The sequence below is a fragment of the Amycolatopsis sp. NPDC104775 genome (assembly GCF_055583325.1).
Window position 1 is genome coordinate 648,071 of record NZ_JBVJOE010000002.1, and the last position, 12,868, is coordinate 660,938.

Annotated in this window: 17 protein-coding genes and 1 tRNA gene; 10 read left to right on the forward strand and 8 right to left on the reverse strand. The window is 68.4% G+C overall.

Annotated features, from left to right (window positions below; translation table 11 throughout):
• The first annotated feature begins 59 nt into the window (after nucleotides 1–59).
• On the forward strand, nucleotides 60–638 hold the full coding sequence (locus ACZ63D_RS11870) for a dihydrofolate reductase family protein (protein WP_465354266.1): 579 nt from the start codon (nucleotides 60–62) through the stop codon (nucleotides 636–638).
• Between the two features lie 51 nt (nucleotides 639–689).
• Here the strand turns inward: ACZ63D_RS11870 and bcp are convergent, their stop codons facing one another.
• From bcp to ACZ63D_RS11890, 4 genes are all read right to left on the reverse strand, one after another.
• The gene (gene bcp / locus ACZ63D_RS11875) at nucleotides 690–1,166 is read right to left on the reverse strand and encodes a thioredoxin-dependent thiol peroxidase (protein ID WP_465354267.1); all 477 of its coding nucleotides are present in this window, start codon (nucleotides 1,164–1,166) and stop codon (nucleotides 690–692) included.
• Between the two features lie 15 nt (nucleotides 1,167–1,181).
• Nucleotides 1,182–1,721, reverse strand: coding sequence for a hypothetical protein (locus ACZ63D_RS11880; protein ID WP_465354268.1), 540 nt, complete (start codon nucleotides 1,719–1,721; stop codon nucleotides 1,182–1,184).
• A gap of 197 nt (nucleotides 1,722–1,918) precedes the next feature.
• On the reverse strand, nucleotides 1,919–2,101 hold the full coding sequence (locus ACZ63D_RS11885; protein WP_037358542.1) for a hypothetical protein: 183 nt from the start codon (nucleotides 2,099–2,101) through the stop codon (nucleotides 1,919–1,921).
• Nucleotides 2,102–2,132: 31 nt separating this feature from the next.
• Nucleotides 2,133–3,008: a LysR family transcriptional regulator gene (locus ACZ63D_RS11890; protein ID WP_465354269.1), complete on the reverse strand. Its 876-nt coding sequence runs from the start codon at nucleotides 3,006–3,008 to the stop codon at nucleotides 2,133–2,135.
• Between the two features lie 117 nt (nucleotides 3,009–3,125).
• Between ACZ63D_RS11890 and ACZ63D_RS11895 the strand changes: the two genes are divergently transcribed.
• Entirely contained in the window at nucleotides 3,126–4,025 is a 900-nt protein-coding gene (locus ACZ63D_RS11895; protein WP_465354270.1) for an MBL fold metallo-hydrolase, read from the forward strand.
• Here the strand turns inward: ACZ63D_RS11895 and ACZ63D_RS11900 are convergent.
• Nucleotides 4,012–4,623 carry a TetR/AcrR family transcriptional regulator gene (locus tag ACZ63D_RS11900; RefSeq protein WP_465354756.1) on the reverse strand — a complete coding sequence of 204 codons (612 nt, stop codon included), beginning with the start codon at nucleotides 4,621–4,623 and terminating at the stop codon, nucleotides 4,012–4,014. The genes ACZ63D_RS11895 and ACZ63D_RS11900 overlap by 14 nt on opposite strands.
• On the opposite strand from ACZ63D_RS11900, the gene ACZ63D_RS11905 reads away from it, so the two are divergent.
• The 7 genes from ACZ63D_RS11905 to ACZ63D_RS11935 all read left to right on the forward strand — a co-directional run bounded on the left by ACZ63D_RS11905 (nucleotide 4,573) and on the right by ACZ63D_RS11935 (nucleotide 10,446).
• On the forward strand, nucleotides 4,573–5,577 hold the full coding sequence (locus ACZ63D_RS11905) for an FAD-dependent monooxygenase (protein WP_465354271.1): 1,005 nt from the start codon (nucleotides 4,573–4,575) through the stop codon (nucleotides 5,575–5,577). The genes ACZ63D_RS11900 and ACZ63D_RS11905 overlap by 51 nt on opposite strands.
• A gap of 47 nt (nucleotides 5,578–5,624) precedes the next feature.
• Complete coding sequence (locus ACZ63D_RS11910; RefSeq protein WP_465354272.1) at nucleotides 5,625–6,431, forward strand: metalloregulator ArsR/SmtB family transcription factor; 807 nt, start codon at nucleotides 5,625–5,627, stop codon at nucleotides 6,429–6,431.
• The gene (locus tag ACZ63D_RS11915) at nucleotides 6,428–7,018 is read left to right on the forward strand and encodes a dihydrofolate reductase family protein (protein ID WP_465354273.1); all 591 of its coding nucleotides are present in this window, start codon (nucleotides 6,428–6,430) and stop codon (nucleotides 7,016–7,018) included. Before ACZ63D_RS11910 ends, ACZ63D_RS11915 begins: the two co-directional genes overlap by 4 nt.
• A 44-nt stretch (nucleotides 7,019–7,062) precedes the next feature.
• Nucleotides 7,063–7,824: an SDR family NAD(P)-dependent oxidoreductase gene (locus ACZ63D_RS11920; RefSeq protein WP_465354274.1), complete on the forward strand. Its 762-nt coding sequence runs from the start codon at nucleotides 7,063–7,065 to the stop codon at nucleotides 7,822–7,824.
• Between the two features lie 17 nt (nucleotides 7,825–7,841).
• Complete coding sequence (locus ACZ63D_RS11925) at nucleotides 7,842–8,204, forward strand: MerR family transcriptional regulator (RefSeq protein ID WP_465354275.1); 363 nt, start codon at nucleotides 7,842–7,844, stop codon at nucleotides 8,202–8,204.
• A gap of 130 nt (nucleotides 8,205–8,334) precedes the next feature.
• Entirely contained in the window at nucleotides 8,335–9,777 is a 1,443-nt protein-coding gene (locus ACZ63D_RS11930; protein ID WP_465354276.1) for an ATP-binding protein, read from the forward strand.
• 225 nt (nucleotides 9,778–10,002) lie between these two features.
• On the forward strand, nucleotides 10,003–10,446 hold the full coding sequence (locus ACZ63D_RS11935) for a hypothetical protein (protein WP_465354277.1): 444 nt from the start codon (nucleotides 10,003–10,005) through the stop codon (nucleotides 10,444–10,446).
• A 101-nt stretch (nucleotides 10,447–10,547) separates the two neighbouring features.
• On the opposite strand, the gene ACZ63D_RS11940 is transcribed toward ACZ63D_RS11935, so the two are convergent.
• Nucleotides 10,548–10,621: transfer RNA gene (locus ACZ63D_RS11940), tRNA-Leu, on the reverse strand.
• A 124-nt stretch (nucleotides 10,622–10,745) separates the two neighbouring features.
• On the opposite strand from ACZ63D_RS11940, the gene ACZ63D_RS11945 reads away from it, so the two are divergent.
• On the forward strand, nucleotides 10,746–10,967 hold the full coding sequence (locus ACZ63D_RS11945; RefSeq protein ID WP_465354278.1) for a DUF3618 domain-containing protein: 222 nt from the start codon (nucleotides 10,746–10,748) through the stop codon (nucleotides 10,965–10,967).
• A gap of 502 nt (nucleotides 10,968–11,469) precedes the next feature.
• Here the strand turns inward: ACZ63D_RS11945 and ACZ63D_RS11950 are convergent.
• On the reverse strand, nucleotides 11,470–11,985 hold the full coding sequence (locus tag ACZ63D_RS11950) for a hypothetical protein (protein WP_465354279.1): 516 nt from the start codon (nucleotides 11,983–11,985) through the stop codon (nucleotides 11,470–11,472).
• A 220-nt stretch (nucleotides 11,986–12,205) separates the two neighbouring features.
• A complete protein-coding gene (locus tag ACZ63D_RS11955; RefSeq protein ID WP_406637333.1) occupies nucleotides 12,206–12,805 on the reverse strand; it encodes a TetR/AcrR family transcriptional regulator in 600 nt (199 codons plus the stop codon).
• Between the last annotated feature and the right edge of the window lie 63 nt (nucleotides 12,806–12,868).

Below are 12,868 nucleotides of genomic sequence, written 5' to 3' on the forward strand. Positions count from 1 at the left end.
CAAGAGCGGGCGCTCGCGAAACGCTAATTTGAGGCCACCCCCGACGTAGAGGAGAGCCCGTGGGCAAGGTGGTCATGTACAGCTCGGTCTCGGTGGACGGCTTCGTCGCCGACGAAAACGACCAGCCCGGCCCGCTTTTCGCATGGTTGACCAGCGGCGACGTCCCCCTGGACGACAGCGGCGCGCTGAAGGTGACGCAGGCGTCGTATGACTACACCCGGCCGTACTGGGACCAGATTGGCGTGACCATCACCGGCCGCCGCGTCTTCGACCTGACCGACGGCTGGGACGGAAAGCCGCCAAGCGGAATCGACCACGTGGTCGTCGTGACGCACCGCCCAGCACCCGAGGGCTGGGACCCTGAGGCGCCCTTCCACTTCGTCGACGGCGTCGAGGCAGCCGTAGCCAAAGCACAAGAGCTGGCGGGAGACCGCATCGTGGAGGTCGCGGCAGGCGACGTCGGCGGCCAAGTACTAGCCGCGGGCCTGGTCGACGAAGTGCGCATGGATGTGGTGCCGGTGGTCTTCGGGTCGGGCAAACGCTACTTCGGCTCAATCGACGCACAGCACCTGCTGGAGAACCCCGATGTGGTCCAGGGCGACCGGGTGCTGCACCTGCGCTATCAGGTGCGTCGCTGACCGATCGCGCGGAGAGGCCAGTCCGGCCGCTCCGCGCGATCGGCGCGAAAGTCAGGCAGCGATCCCCAAATCCCGGATCAGCTTGGCCACGTGCCCGGTGGCGCGCACGTTGTAAGCCGCGTGCGCGATCTTCCCCTCCGCGTCCACGACGAACGTGGACCGGATCACTCCCTGCACCACCCGCCCGTAATTCTTCTTCTCCCCGAACGCTCCCCATTCGGCCAGTACCGTCTTGTCCACATCGGACAGCAACGGGAAGGTCAGCTTCTCCGCCTCCACGAACTTGGCCAGCTTCTCCGGCTTGTCCGGGGAAATCCCGAGCACCTGATACCCCGCGTCGTTCAGTTCCGCGAGGTTGTCCCGGAAATCGCAGGCCTGTTTGGTGCACCCCGGCGTCATTGCGGCGGGGTAGAAGTACACCACCACGGCCTGGCCGCGGAAGTCGCTGAGCGAGACGTTCTTGCCGGTGCTGTCCGGCAGGGTGAATTCGGGCGCTTCGTCGCCCACGGCAAGTCGCTGGTCGGTCATGGGGACGAGAGTAATTCAGGCGTCTCCGCAATAGGTGACGACGGCGGGCTCGCCGGTGCTCGGCCGCACCTGCACGGCCATCCGGGCGCTGTCTTCGGGCACCGCGAAGGCGAGCGTCAGCTGCGTGGACCGGCCCGGCATCAGGTCCTTCCCCGGGTCGGAGACGCCGCCGAGGCCCTGCGTGGCGTCGACGATCTGCTTCGCCGGCTTCCCGGCGACCGTGGCGGTGACCGAGAGCCCGGAAACGCGGTACGGGTCGGTGCCGTTGTTCGTGACCTGGATGTAGAACGCCGCCGCGCGCGCACTGCGCGGGTACGCCGCCGGGCTCGGCTGGAAGGACTGCGGGGCGGACAGCGAGACGGTGATCCCGCTCGCGAAGCGGTGGTTGGCGCCGAACTGCAGGTCGCCGGAGGCCTGCGCGGCCGCGGGCTGCGCCGCCGGGCTGCCGACGCCCATCGCGTTGGAGCCTTCCCGAGCGTTGACGCCGCCGCAGGCCGCCACGGAAAACAGCAGGCAGGCGGTCAACAGCAGTTTCGGGGTGCGCGGGGGCGCCATCGCGGGGGTACTCCAGTCGGGGTGGGGCGGTGTGCCGTTCGGCGTAGTTGCCGGGCGGACCCGCTCCACTCTGGCGGCACTAATGCCGTCACGGTGCGGAAGACGCGGACCTGGTGTACACCCGTGGCCGATCCGTGATCGAAAGAGCACACCGGGTGACAGTCGTCACCATGATGTCAACACCCGCAGGTCGGGATTCAGACCGCGAACGCGAACAACAGGATGAACACGGCGACGCCCGCGCCCCAGGCGACCATGAGCCAGCCGAAGTCGCGCACCGGGTCGACCGCGCGGCTTTCCTCGCCGGGGATGTACACGCCGCGGTTTTCGAACCAGTCCGCGCATTTGCGCAGGATCCGCAGCGGATTGCGTTCCGGCACGGCCCACACCTCCCCGATGTCCGGGCCCAGCCTACGGGTTCGCGGGGGTTTCCCGGTCGCCGAGCCCGGCGATGCGCACGGCGAGTTCGACGAACGAGCGGACCAGCGGCGGCGTCGAGTCTTCGCGCCAGGCGACCACGAGCCGGCTCGGCGGGTAGCCGGCCAGCGGCACCGTCGTGACGCCCTCGGGAAACGAGTGCGCGAGCGGCGCGAGCCCGACAGTTCCGTTCCACAGCACGGCTTGCAGACATTCGTGCACCGTGCGCACGACCAGGCCGTCAGTGCTGCCGCCGCTCCAGAACGCCTGCCACTGCGGGTCAGTGCCGTCCGGGAACCGGAACCACGTTCGATCGGCGAGTTCCTCCCGGCGCACCTCGGCTCGTCCGGCCAGCGGATCGTCCGCGCGCAGGACGACACCCATCGGGTCGGACCGCAGCACGTGCGTGCGAATTCCGGTGGTGTCGAACGGAATCCGGGTGAGCGCGACGTCCGCGAGCCCGGCGCGCAGACCGGTGGTCGGATCGGTGAGATCGGCCTCGCGGACGCTGATCCGCACGCCCGGATGCCGTTCGCGGAACTCGCCGGCGAGCCGGATCCCGACCGGTTCGGAACTGTCGGCGAGGGTGCCGAGCGTGAGCGTTCCGGGCCCGGCCGCCGCGGCGACCCGCGCGCGGGCCTGGTCCGCGCCCGCGAGCAGGGTGCGGGCCTCGTCGTAGAGCGCGTTTCCGGCGGCGGTGAGCGCGACCCCGGACGGCGAGCGGTCCAGCAGAGCCGCGCCGAGGTCGGTTTCGAGCTGTTTGATCGCACGGCTCAGCGGCGGCTGGGTCATGTGCAGCCGCGCCGCAGCCCGGCCGAAGTGGCGTTCCTCGGCGACCGCGACGAAGTACCGGAGCGAACGGAGATCCACAACCAGCGACAATACCCGTGCGGTATCGGCAAAAGCGGATCGGTCTTGGACACCGCGCGGGCGCGGCGCTGGACTGGAACGGTCACTGACCCCGCGCTTTCCGAGGAGCCCCCGGCGATGGCCGACTACCCACATCCCGACCCCGTCGTGCAGACCTCGCAGGCGCGTGAACTCGCCCGCGACCTCGTCGTGCTTCCGAATCAGGGCGTGCAGCTGGTGCCGAACGTCGGCGTCATCGGCGGGACGCATTCCGTGCTCGTCGTCGAGACCGGCATGGGGCCGCGCAACGCGGAAACCGTGCTGAAGTTCGCGACCGAGTACGCGCGTAGCCGCCGGATTTACTTGACCACCACGCATTTTCACCCCGAGCACGCGTTCGGCGCGCAGACCTTCGCCGGTGCCGCGACCTACCTGGTCAACCGCGCGCAGGCGACCGACCTCGCCGAGAAAGGCCCCGGCTACCTGCAGATGTTCACCGGTCTCGGCGAACCGGTCGCGCGTCAGCTGGAGGGCGTCGAGCTTCCCGCCCCGGACGTCGTCTACGACTCGTCGCAGGACCTCGACCTCGGCGGCCGCGTCGTGCAACTGCGCGCCACCGGCCGCGCGCACAGCAAGGGCGACCAGGTCGTCACGGTCCCGGACGCGGGCGTCCTGTTCACCGGCGACCTCGCCGAGACCGGCCAGTTCGCGATCTTCCCGTGGTTCCCGCCGCACGACACCGACGTGTCCGGCATCCGCTGGATCGAGGTCATGCGGAAACTTTCCGCGCAGCGACCGGAAATCGTCGTCCCCGGCCACGGCGACATCAGCGGTCCGGAACTGCTCGACGACCTGCGCGCCTACCTCGAACTGCTGCGCGACGAGACCTGGCGGCGCCGCGATTCCGAGATGGACGAGGCGACCGTGATCGCGGAGGTGCGGGATGAGTTGATCAACCGGCATCCGGAGTGGGAAGGCCGCGAATGGATCGACACCGCCGTGGCCTGCCTGTGCGCGGAGCACGTCAGTCGCGGTTGAGCAGCGGTCCCAGCGTGGTCACGATCGCCTGCCGGGTCGCTTCCGCTCGCTGCTCGGCGGTGAGTTCGCCGTCGCGGTCGAGCATGGCCTGCGACGCACCGCGCACCGCGCCGGCGAACGCGCCGGTCAGCGCGCGGGCACTGACGTCGTCGAGTTCGTCGGGAAAGGCTTCGGCGAGGATCTCGGCGATCCGGCGTTCGGCGTTGAACTGGATCTGCAGCGCCCGGCCCTGGATGGCGGGCACTGTCTGGAGCAACCGCATCCGCAACGGGGTCAGCCTGCCGATGATGTCGTCGCTGACCTCGTCGCCAGCGCAGAGGACGCGCACCAGCAGGTCGATCGGCCGGTCCTCCGGCGTGCGGTTCTCAAGCGCCTCAAGCAACGCCTGCACGCGGCTTTCGGCATCGGGGAACAGCAGTTCTTCTTTGCTGGCGAAGTAACTGAAGAACGTGCGCGTGCCGATTTCGGCGGCTGCGGCGATGTCGGCGATGGTCGTCTCGTCGTAGCCGTTGCGCTCGAAAAGGTTCGTCGCCGCGTCGATCAGGGCTTGGCGCGCAACGGTTTCCGGCCGACCGTCGTCGAACGCGCGGCTGGCCAGCGCAGCAGCGGCAACCCGGTGGACGTCCGGGCGGGCGCGATGGAGGTGGCCGACGCGATGGGTGTCCTGCCGCGGTTGCGAGAGGTCGCGACGCACGCGCAACGGCTGCGGTTGCTCAACGCGCGGGGGCGTTCGGTGACCACGGTGCGGATGGCGGTGAGCAAAGAGATCGAGGTCCCGCGAGCCGATCTCGCTGACGTGCTCTACGAGGCGGCGTGTGACGACGCCGAATTCCTCTTCGACGACACCATCACAGCCTTGGCGCAGGACAAGGGCGGGGTCGATGTCACCTTCGAGCGCGCCGCCCCGCGCCGGTTCGACCTGGTGATCGGCGCGGACGGAGTGCACTCGACAGTCCGGCGGCTCGCGTTCGGTCCGGAGCGGAAATTCGTCCGGCACGCCGGTCTGTACGTCGGGACCGTGACGCTCGGCGAACCGTCTAGCTATCCGCGGGACATCGTCGTGCTCAACGCCCCGGGACGCCTCGCCGCGGTTCATCCGGGGCGAGGAAACGCCAGGGTGGCGTTCATCTTCCGCGCGAAAGAACCCGGTCAGGGCAAGGGAATCCTGGCTGCCGCCTATCGGGGCCTCGGCTGGCGGGTCCCGGAGTTGCTGGCTCGCTTCGAGGCGGCGGACGACGTGTTCTTCGACGCGGTCGCCGTGGTCGATCCGCCGAAGTGGTCCCGCGGCCGGATCGCTCTGGTCGGCGACGCCGCATCATGTGTCTCCCTGCTCGGCGACGGTTCGAGCCTTGCGATCGTCGGAGCACAAACCCTCGCCGCGGCCCTCGCTGGCGGCTCCCATGCCGAGGCGTTCGCGCACTACGAGACGACCCATCGAGCCCGCGTGAAGCCGAAGCAGCGCGGGATCTCGACGGCGGCCGCGGTGCTGGTCCCGCGTACCAAGCCCGGCCTGGCGGTCCGCAACCTCGCCGCCCGGCTGCTGCCCAGCTGAAAAGAATTCCTTGACACGAATATTCGACGTAGTGAATACTTCTGTGTATGGACGGGATCGCCTCAGCACTCGCAGACACCACCCGGTGGCAGCTGGTCGAACTGCTCGCGCAGCGGCCGCGGTCGGTCGGCGAGCTGGCTGAGCTGACCGGGCTGCGGCAGCCGCAGACCACCAAGCACCTGCAGACCCTCGCTCGCGCCGGCCTGGTCACCATGGCCCCGCTCGGGCAGCGGCGGGTCTACGCGGCCGAAGCGGCTCCGCTGCGAGAGTTCGCCGACCAGCTCCAGAAGCTGGCGTCGACAATCGAGGCGCACGCGGGGGAGCGGGATGTGCTCGACCGCTACCGCGCGGCGATCGAAGCCGACACCGCCGCCGCGGACCGGGATCGCTGGGCCGACGGCCGCGCGTTCTCCTTCGAACGCGAGCTGCCGGTGCCGCCGGAAACGGTCTGGCGCTACTGGACCGACCCCGGGCTGCTGGCGTCGTGGTGGGTCCCGCCGTCCCTGACTGTCACCGAGTGTGTCCTCGAACCGGAGCCGGGCGGGCGCGTCGTTCTTGCCTACCGTGACGCCGAAGGCACTTACCGCTCGGAAGGGCAGGTCCGGACCGCTCGCGAAACCGAGCGGCTCGAGTTCGACCTGTCGGTGCTGGACGCGGCCGGAGCCGTCGCGTTCAGCGGCCACTACGACCTCGCCCTCGCCGCGGCGAACGGCGGCACCCGGCTGCGGCTGGGCTTAAAAATCAGCGCCACCACGGTCGAGGCCGTGTCCGCCATCGCCGGAATCGAAACCGGCTGGGGGCAGGTCCTCGACCACCTCACCGAAGTCCTCACCCGGAAGGAAACCCAGTCATGACCGAGCGTCGCGTCACCGCCAACCTCGCCCTGACCCTCGACGGCCGCTACCACGGCCCGGAAGGCCCCGGCGACATGAGCGCGATCATCCCGTACGTCACCACCGAAACCGCCCGCAACCAGCTGACCCGCATCTGGGAAAACGCGACGACCGCCCTGCTCGGCCGCCGCAACGCGGAAGGATTCCTCGGCTTCTGGCCGACCGTCGCCGCCGACGAGAACGCGGACCCGCGCGACCGCGGCTACGCGAAATGGTTGGTGGACACGGAAAAAGTGGTCCTGTCGAGCACCCTCACCGAATCGCCGTGGGAGCGCACACGCATCGTGAACGCGCCCGCCGCCGAGGTGGTGGCTTCGCTCAAGGCCGAGGGCGAGGGCGACATCCTGGTCAACAGCAGCGTCAGCGTGATCAAGGCGCTGCTGGCCGAGGACCTCGTGGACCGGCTGTACCTGACCATCTGCCCGCAAATCGCCGGCGGCGGCCCGCGCCTGTTCGAGGACGGCCTGCCGGGTACCAAGTGGACAGTCGCGCACCAGGAGACCGGCGATCTCGGCGAAGTGGCCCTGGTTTACGACCGCGTGCGCTGAGCGGCTTGACCTTCACGCATACGGCAATGTTTAGCGTCGATTTCATGAGTGAAGGACAGTTTCAAGGCAAGGCCGTGATCGTCACCGGCGGCGGAACGGGCATCGGACAGGTCACCGCACGCGAGTTCGGCCGCCAGGGCGCGAACGTCCTCGTGGTCGGCCGCACCGCCGAGCGGCTCGCCGAAACCGCGGAGGGCTTCCCGGGCATCCGCCCGTTCGCTGCCGACATCACCGAAGCAGGCGCCGCGGAGTCGATTGTCGCCGCGGCGCTTGCCGAATTCGGCCGGATCGACGTGCTGGTGAACAACGCCGGCATCGTCGGCCCGGCCCCGCTCGGAGAAATCAAGCCGGGCGCGTACGACGGAGTGGTCGCGACAAACCTGCTCGCCCCGGTGTATCTCGTGCAGGCGGCGGTGCCGCACCTGAGCGAAACCGAGGGCGCGGTGGTCAACGTGACGACCGCGATCGGCCAACGCGGATGGCCAATGCCCGGCCGGGAGTTCTACGCCGCGACGAAAGCCGCACTGGACTCGCTGACCCGAAGCTGGGCAGTGCAGCTGGCTCCGCGCGGCATCCGCGTCACCGCCGTCGCACCCGGCCCGGTCGCCACCGAGATCTACGCGCGCGAGGGCCTGTCCGCCGAACAAGCCCAGGCACAGCACGCCGCCCTGCAGGAAATGGTCCCCCTGCGACGGCTGGCCGAGCCGGAAGAAGTCGCCCGCTGGATCATCCAACTCGCCAGCCCCGGCGCGGCCTACCTGACCGGCGTAGTGCTCCCCGTCGACGGCGGCGCAGTGATCGCTTAGCGGCGTACGCTCGGGTCGTGCGGATCGGAGAGCTGGCAAAGGCTACCGGCGTCACGACCAGGGCGCTGAGGTTCTACGAGGAGCAGGGCTTGCTGACCGCCGCCCGCTCCCACAACGGATACCGGCACTACGACGAGTCCGCGATCGAGCGGGTAGCGAACATCCGCTACCTGCTCGATTCGGGACTGACGATGGAAGACATCCGGCCGCTGGGCTCGTGCCTGCAAGGAGATCTGCCTTCCCGGCGGCTGTCTTCGAGCGCGGTGGCACTGGTGGACCGGCGGTTGGCTGTGCTGGACGAGCGGATCGCGGCGCTGACGCGGGCTCGGGAACAGCTGTCGTCCCGGGCGGCTGCGGCCCGTGGCACCGTCGCGACTTGAGTGCTGCCTCCGGGAGGCAGTTTCGCGGGCCGACGCTGTAGCGGAACGGAACCGCTCAATCACGGCATCCACCAACTAAGTATGATTCAATCTAAGTAAGATTCGATATTACTTAGATGAGGTCAGGCTCATGGTGAGCTTCCAAGGACGAGCGAACGATCTCGCGCTGCTCGAGCGGCAGTTGCGCCTGGTCCGGGAAGCGGTCGCCACCACTCCCGGCCAGGCGGTGATCGTCACCGGTCGCCGACGGGTGGGCAAATCCCGGCTCGTCCAGGAGTTCTGCGATCGCTCCGGGGTGCCGTACCTGATCTTCCAGGCGTCCCGTGGCCGCAATCCGGCCGCGGAGCGCGCCGACTTCGCCGCGACGCTCGCGGAGACCGCCCTGCCCGGCGCGGATCTGGTCGCTGGGGCGGTCGGCTCCGACTGGAACCAGGCCCTGCGTGCACTGGCAGTCGCGGTGCCCGAGCAAACCCCCAGCATCGTCGTCTTGGACGAGGTGCCGTGGCTGGTCGAGCAGGACCCAGAGTTCGAAGGCGCTCTCCAAACTGTCTGGGATCGGTACCTTTCGACCAAGCCTGTGCTGCTGTTGCTGGTAGGAAGCGACCTGTCGACGATGGAGTCGCTCCAGGAGTACGGCCGTCCCTTCCACGGCCGCGCTGCGCGCATGCTCGTGCGCCCCCTCGACCCGGCCGACGTTCAGCGAATGACCGCGCTCGAGCCTGCCGAGGCCATCGACGCGTTTCTGATCACCGGCGGTTTTCCGGAGATCGTCCAACGATGGAAGCCGGGCACCAGCCGTACCGAGTTTTTGCGTGATCAGCTTGCCGACCCGTTGTCTCCGTTGCTGATGGCGGGCGAACTGTCCCTGCTGGGCGAGGTTCCCGAACCGTCGCACAGCCGCTCGGCCCTGGAAGCGATCGGCACGGGCGAACGCACCTTCGGGACGATCGCCCAGCGCATCGGCGTCGGCGCCCCGATCCCGTCTGGCACGCTCGCCCCCATCCTGAACACCCTGACCGCCAAGCGCATCGTCGCCGTCGACACTCCGCTGGCGACCCGCCCGGACACCAAGAACAAGCGCTACCGGATTGAAGACCCGTATTTGCGATTCTGGCTGGCATTTCTGCAGCGCGGCATCGCCGAGGTCGAACGCGGCCGCGGCGACCTGGTCGCAGCGCGCATCGAAAGGTCATGGCCGTCCTGGCGCGGCCGTGCCGTCGAGCCCGTCGTCCGGGAAGGCCTTGAACGGCTCCTTCCCGACGACCGGCTGCCCGGCGCGGACGTCGTAGGCGGCTGGTGGAACCGGCAGAACAATCCGGAGATCGACCTGGTCGGCTCCGACCGCGACCGGCCCGCCGCGACCCGAATCGCGTTCACCGGCTCCATTAAATGGCTGGAGAACGAACTCTTCGGCAAGCGGGAGTGGGAAAGCTTGCTCGCCGGATCCATGTCAGTCCCCGGACGCGACTACACGACGCCCTTGATCGCGGTGTCCCGTAGCGGCGTCGAGGATGGATTGCCCCTGGCTGCGTCCTTCGGCCCGGCAGAGATCGTCGAGGCGTGGCGGCGTTGAGCGCGCGGGTCCGAGCGGCGAAAGTCTGTCGCCTCTGAGGAGCGTTTCTCCTGCCCGTTGGGCGAACAGCGGCTGTCGATGACCTCTCGTCCGGTTCGGCGGTGCAGCGTAACGCGCCACCTGCCGCCCGCGACTTGCCAGAACAGCCCGCTCGAACTGGAGGGCGCGATGACGAATACCCGCCTTATCGCCGGAGTAGGTGCCTTGGTCCTCGCTATCGCGGCCATGGTCACCTACGTCGTCATGGAGCCGGATACGGCGGTGCTGATTTCCCCTGCGTCGGTCCCGCTGCCTGAGAACACCTTCATGATGACCGGTGTCCTCACGATCGAAAGCGGCCCGTCAGGAGTGCGATCTTCCGGCACCGGAGGGACTGACGCCGACTGCCAGGGGACAGGCGGATACTCGGATCTCACCCCCGGAACCGCCGTCAAGGTGTCCGATAGATCCGGCCAGGTGGTCGCAACCGGCTCGATCAACGGCGGACAGGTGCAAACTACCTATTTCGAAGGACAGAACGTCGTAACCGGCTGCCAGCTGGGATTCACCGTGAACGATGTGCCCGACGGCCTGCCGTCCTATGTGCTGACAGTCTCCCATCGCGGAGACCAGTTCCTGACGGCCGATCAGGCGCACGCGCCGATCACTCTCACCATCGGGGGCGGGTGAGTCGGCAGCCTCAGCCCATCCTTCTTGCGGCATTTCCGGTGGCACGCGGTCGATCCGGATCGTCGACCCGAGCTGCCGTGCTGCTGGTCATCGCAGGAGAGTGGGGCCGGAGAGACTCGAACTCTCACTGGCACGGACCTAAACCGTGTGCCTCTGCCAATTGGGCTACGGCCCCCAGGAATCAGGTGTGATCGTAGCGCGCGCCACGTTCGGGTCTGCTCGGCGTGGCCAGTCGCCGTCGCGTGGGGGTTGTCCTCTACCGTGGAGCGCCTACAGTCCGACTGCGGCGAGGAGGGCACGTGGCTCGCGACCCCGAGACCATCGAGCGTGAGATCGAGCAGGCGAGGACCGCTCTGGTGGCGACCCTCGACCAGCTGGGCACGAAGGCCAACCCGCAGAAACTCGCCGAGCAGGCGAAGGACGGCGTGCGCGCGAAGCTCGACAACCCGAAGGTCAAGTACCCGCTGATCGGGGCTGGCGTGCTGGTGGCCGTGCTGCTGGTGCGGAAGCTGTTCCGCTGACCATCCGCGCTGACGGGGACGCCTCGGTTACGCCGGGTGCTTCCCCGGCGCGAGTGCGGGTGCGTGGCTGATTCCTGCCTGGACGGCGGATGGACAGCCATGATCGTCACGCTTGGTGACCTTCGTGAGCAACGCCACTGAACCAGGGGTCACCTGTTTGGCGGTCGCTCACCTGGGTCTGTCGGCGGTGGCATCTTCGCCGAATCGGGCTACCCCTCGTGGGTGACGCGATGCGTTTATCCCGCTGTGCTGGGCATAGCCAGCTGTTTGCGGGCGTGGCCAGGTGGGAACGGCCGGACCCGATCGGGGCGTCGAGACGGCCGAATCAGGGGCGGCATCGGTCAAGCTCGCCAGATCGACCCAAAGGGGCGCGGCCACCGCTCCATGCGAGAACGCGAGCAGTGTAAGGCGCAGGCGGGGCGACCGGCGCGTTAGAGCCCGGAGACGCAGAAGTGCGTGCAGGCAGGCCAGCCCGCGAAAACGCGGGAAGAAACAGTACCGCTCAGGCGCGTGCGACCGGAGGCGTGGCCGACGCGCCCGCCGTCACACCCGGGCGGCTCGTCTCCTCAGGCTTGCGGTCTTCGACCTCTTTCGGGAGCTGCTTGCTCGGCGGCAGCGCGGGCTTCGCGGCCTTGTCGGCAGCCGTACCGGCCGTAGCGGCCCCGGCGGGAGCCTCGCCCTTGCCCGAACCCGAAGAGCCAGACGAGTCGGAAGCAGCAGCCGCAGCGTCCTTGGCCGCCTTGGCTCCGCCCGACGGCGGGATTTCCAGCGGCTCGATCTCCGGCAGCGTCAGCCGGGCGGCCATGTACGCGCTGGTGAACTCCAGTGCGTTGCCGTTCAGCAGGTGCACGACCGTGGGACGCTCGTTCGGGGCGAGCTTCTCCACGAGCTGGTCGGCGCGGTCGCGGGCGGCGATGATGCCCGGCGCTTTGCCGGTCAGCTCCTTGCCGCGGCCGCTGACGGTGATCGTCCAGTCGTCGTTGTCGTGCTTGTACGTCGCCGTGATCGTTTCCACCACTGCCTCACCCCTCTCGTCATCAGCATGCGTCACAGGTCGAGACCCGGCCACCGCAAACTCATGACGCGATTCCTGCTCGCCGGCCGCTGGCGCGACACTCAGTGTGTCTTTCTACCGTGTCATCGATACCGCATGAAAACTCTGTGTCACAAGTAACGGGACGAGATGTGCGCTGAGTGACGACCGAATGGCCTAATGCACGGTCATCTTCACGTGCACATCAAATCGCTCGCTGTGACAACCCGGCCCACAGCAGATCCATCGCGTATTCGGTGGCCTTCTCCGGGGTCACCTCCGGGAAGCGCTCGCACCAGATCGCCAGCCGCTCGCAGGCTCCGACGACGAACTCGGCCGACGCCTCGGCGCGCAGGGTGTCCTCGCTGTCGAAGTAGCCGCTCATCAACGCGGTGATCAGGTCGGTCTGCTGGCGGCGGGTTTCCTCGATCTCGTCCGCGGCGGGGGTGCCGATCAGGGCCATCTCGTGCCGCAGCAGCGACCAGGCCTGGCGGCGCTCGCGGATGAAGACGAAGAACGCCAGCAGCCCGCGCCGCAGTGCGTCCTGGGCGGACTCCGCGCCGACGATCGACTGTTCGGTGGCCTCTTGCAACGCCGAGCGCGACTGCCGGATGCACGCCAGCAGCAGGCCCTCTTTCGAGTTGAAGTACTCGTACAGCATCGGCTTGGACACACCGACCAGCTCGGCGATCTCGTCCATCGACGCCATCGCGTAGCCGCGCTCGCCGAAGACCTGCTCGGCGACCTCGATCATCTGCCGCTCCCGCTCGGCTCGGGGCATGCGCTTGCGCTTGGCGGTGGTCATGCCGCACACTCTACCGCCAGTAACCTACTCCGAGTAAGCTGGACTTCGGGTAACAGTTAACGG

What these genes read in the sequence shown, in the direction of transcription:
- bcp (WP_465354267.1), bottom strand. Translation starts at nt 1,166, where the DNA reads ATGACCGACCAGCGACTTGCCGTGGGCGACGAAGCGCCCGAATTCACC.
- ACZ63D_RS11880 (WP_465354268.1), bottom strand. Translation starts at nt 1,721, where the DNA reads ATGGCGCCCCCGCGCACCCCGAAACTGCTGTTGACCGCCTGCCTGCTG.
- ACZ63D_RS11895 (WP_465354270.1), top strand. Translation starts at nt 3,126, where the DNA reads ATGGCCGACTACCCACATCCCGACCCCGTCGTGCAGACCTCGCAGGCG.
- ACZ63D_RS11910 (WP_465354272.1), top strand. Translation starts at nt 5,625, where the DNA reads ATGGACGGGATCGCCTCAGCACTCGCAGACACCACCCGGTGGCAGCTG.
- ACZ63D_RS11915 (WP_465354273.1), top strand. Translation starts at nt 6,428, where the DNA reads ATGACCGAGCGTCGCGTCACCGCCAACCTCGCCCTGACCCTCGACGGC.
- ACZ63D_RS11920 (WP_465354274.1), top strand. Translation starts at nt 7,063, where the DNA reads ATGAGTGAAGGACAGTTTCAAGGCAAGGCCGTGATCGTCACCGGCGGC.
- ACZ63D_RS11930 (WP_465354276.1), top strand. Translation starts at nt 8,335, where the DNA reads ATGGTGAGCTTCCAAGGACGAGCGAACGATCTCGCGCTGCTCGAGCGG.
- ACZ63D_RS11935 (WP_465354277.1), top strand. Translation starts at nt 10,003, where the DNA reads ATGGTCACCTACGTCGTCATGGAGCCGGATACGGCGGTGCTGATTTCC.
- ACZ63D_RS11955 (WP_406637333.1), bottom strand. Translation starts at nt 12,805, where the DNA reads ATGACCACCGCCAAGCGCAAGCGCATGCCCCGAGCCGAGCGGGAGCGG.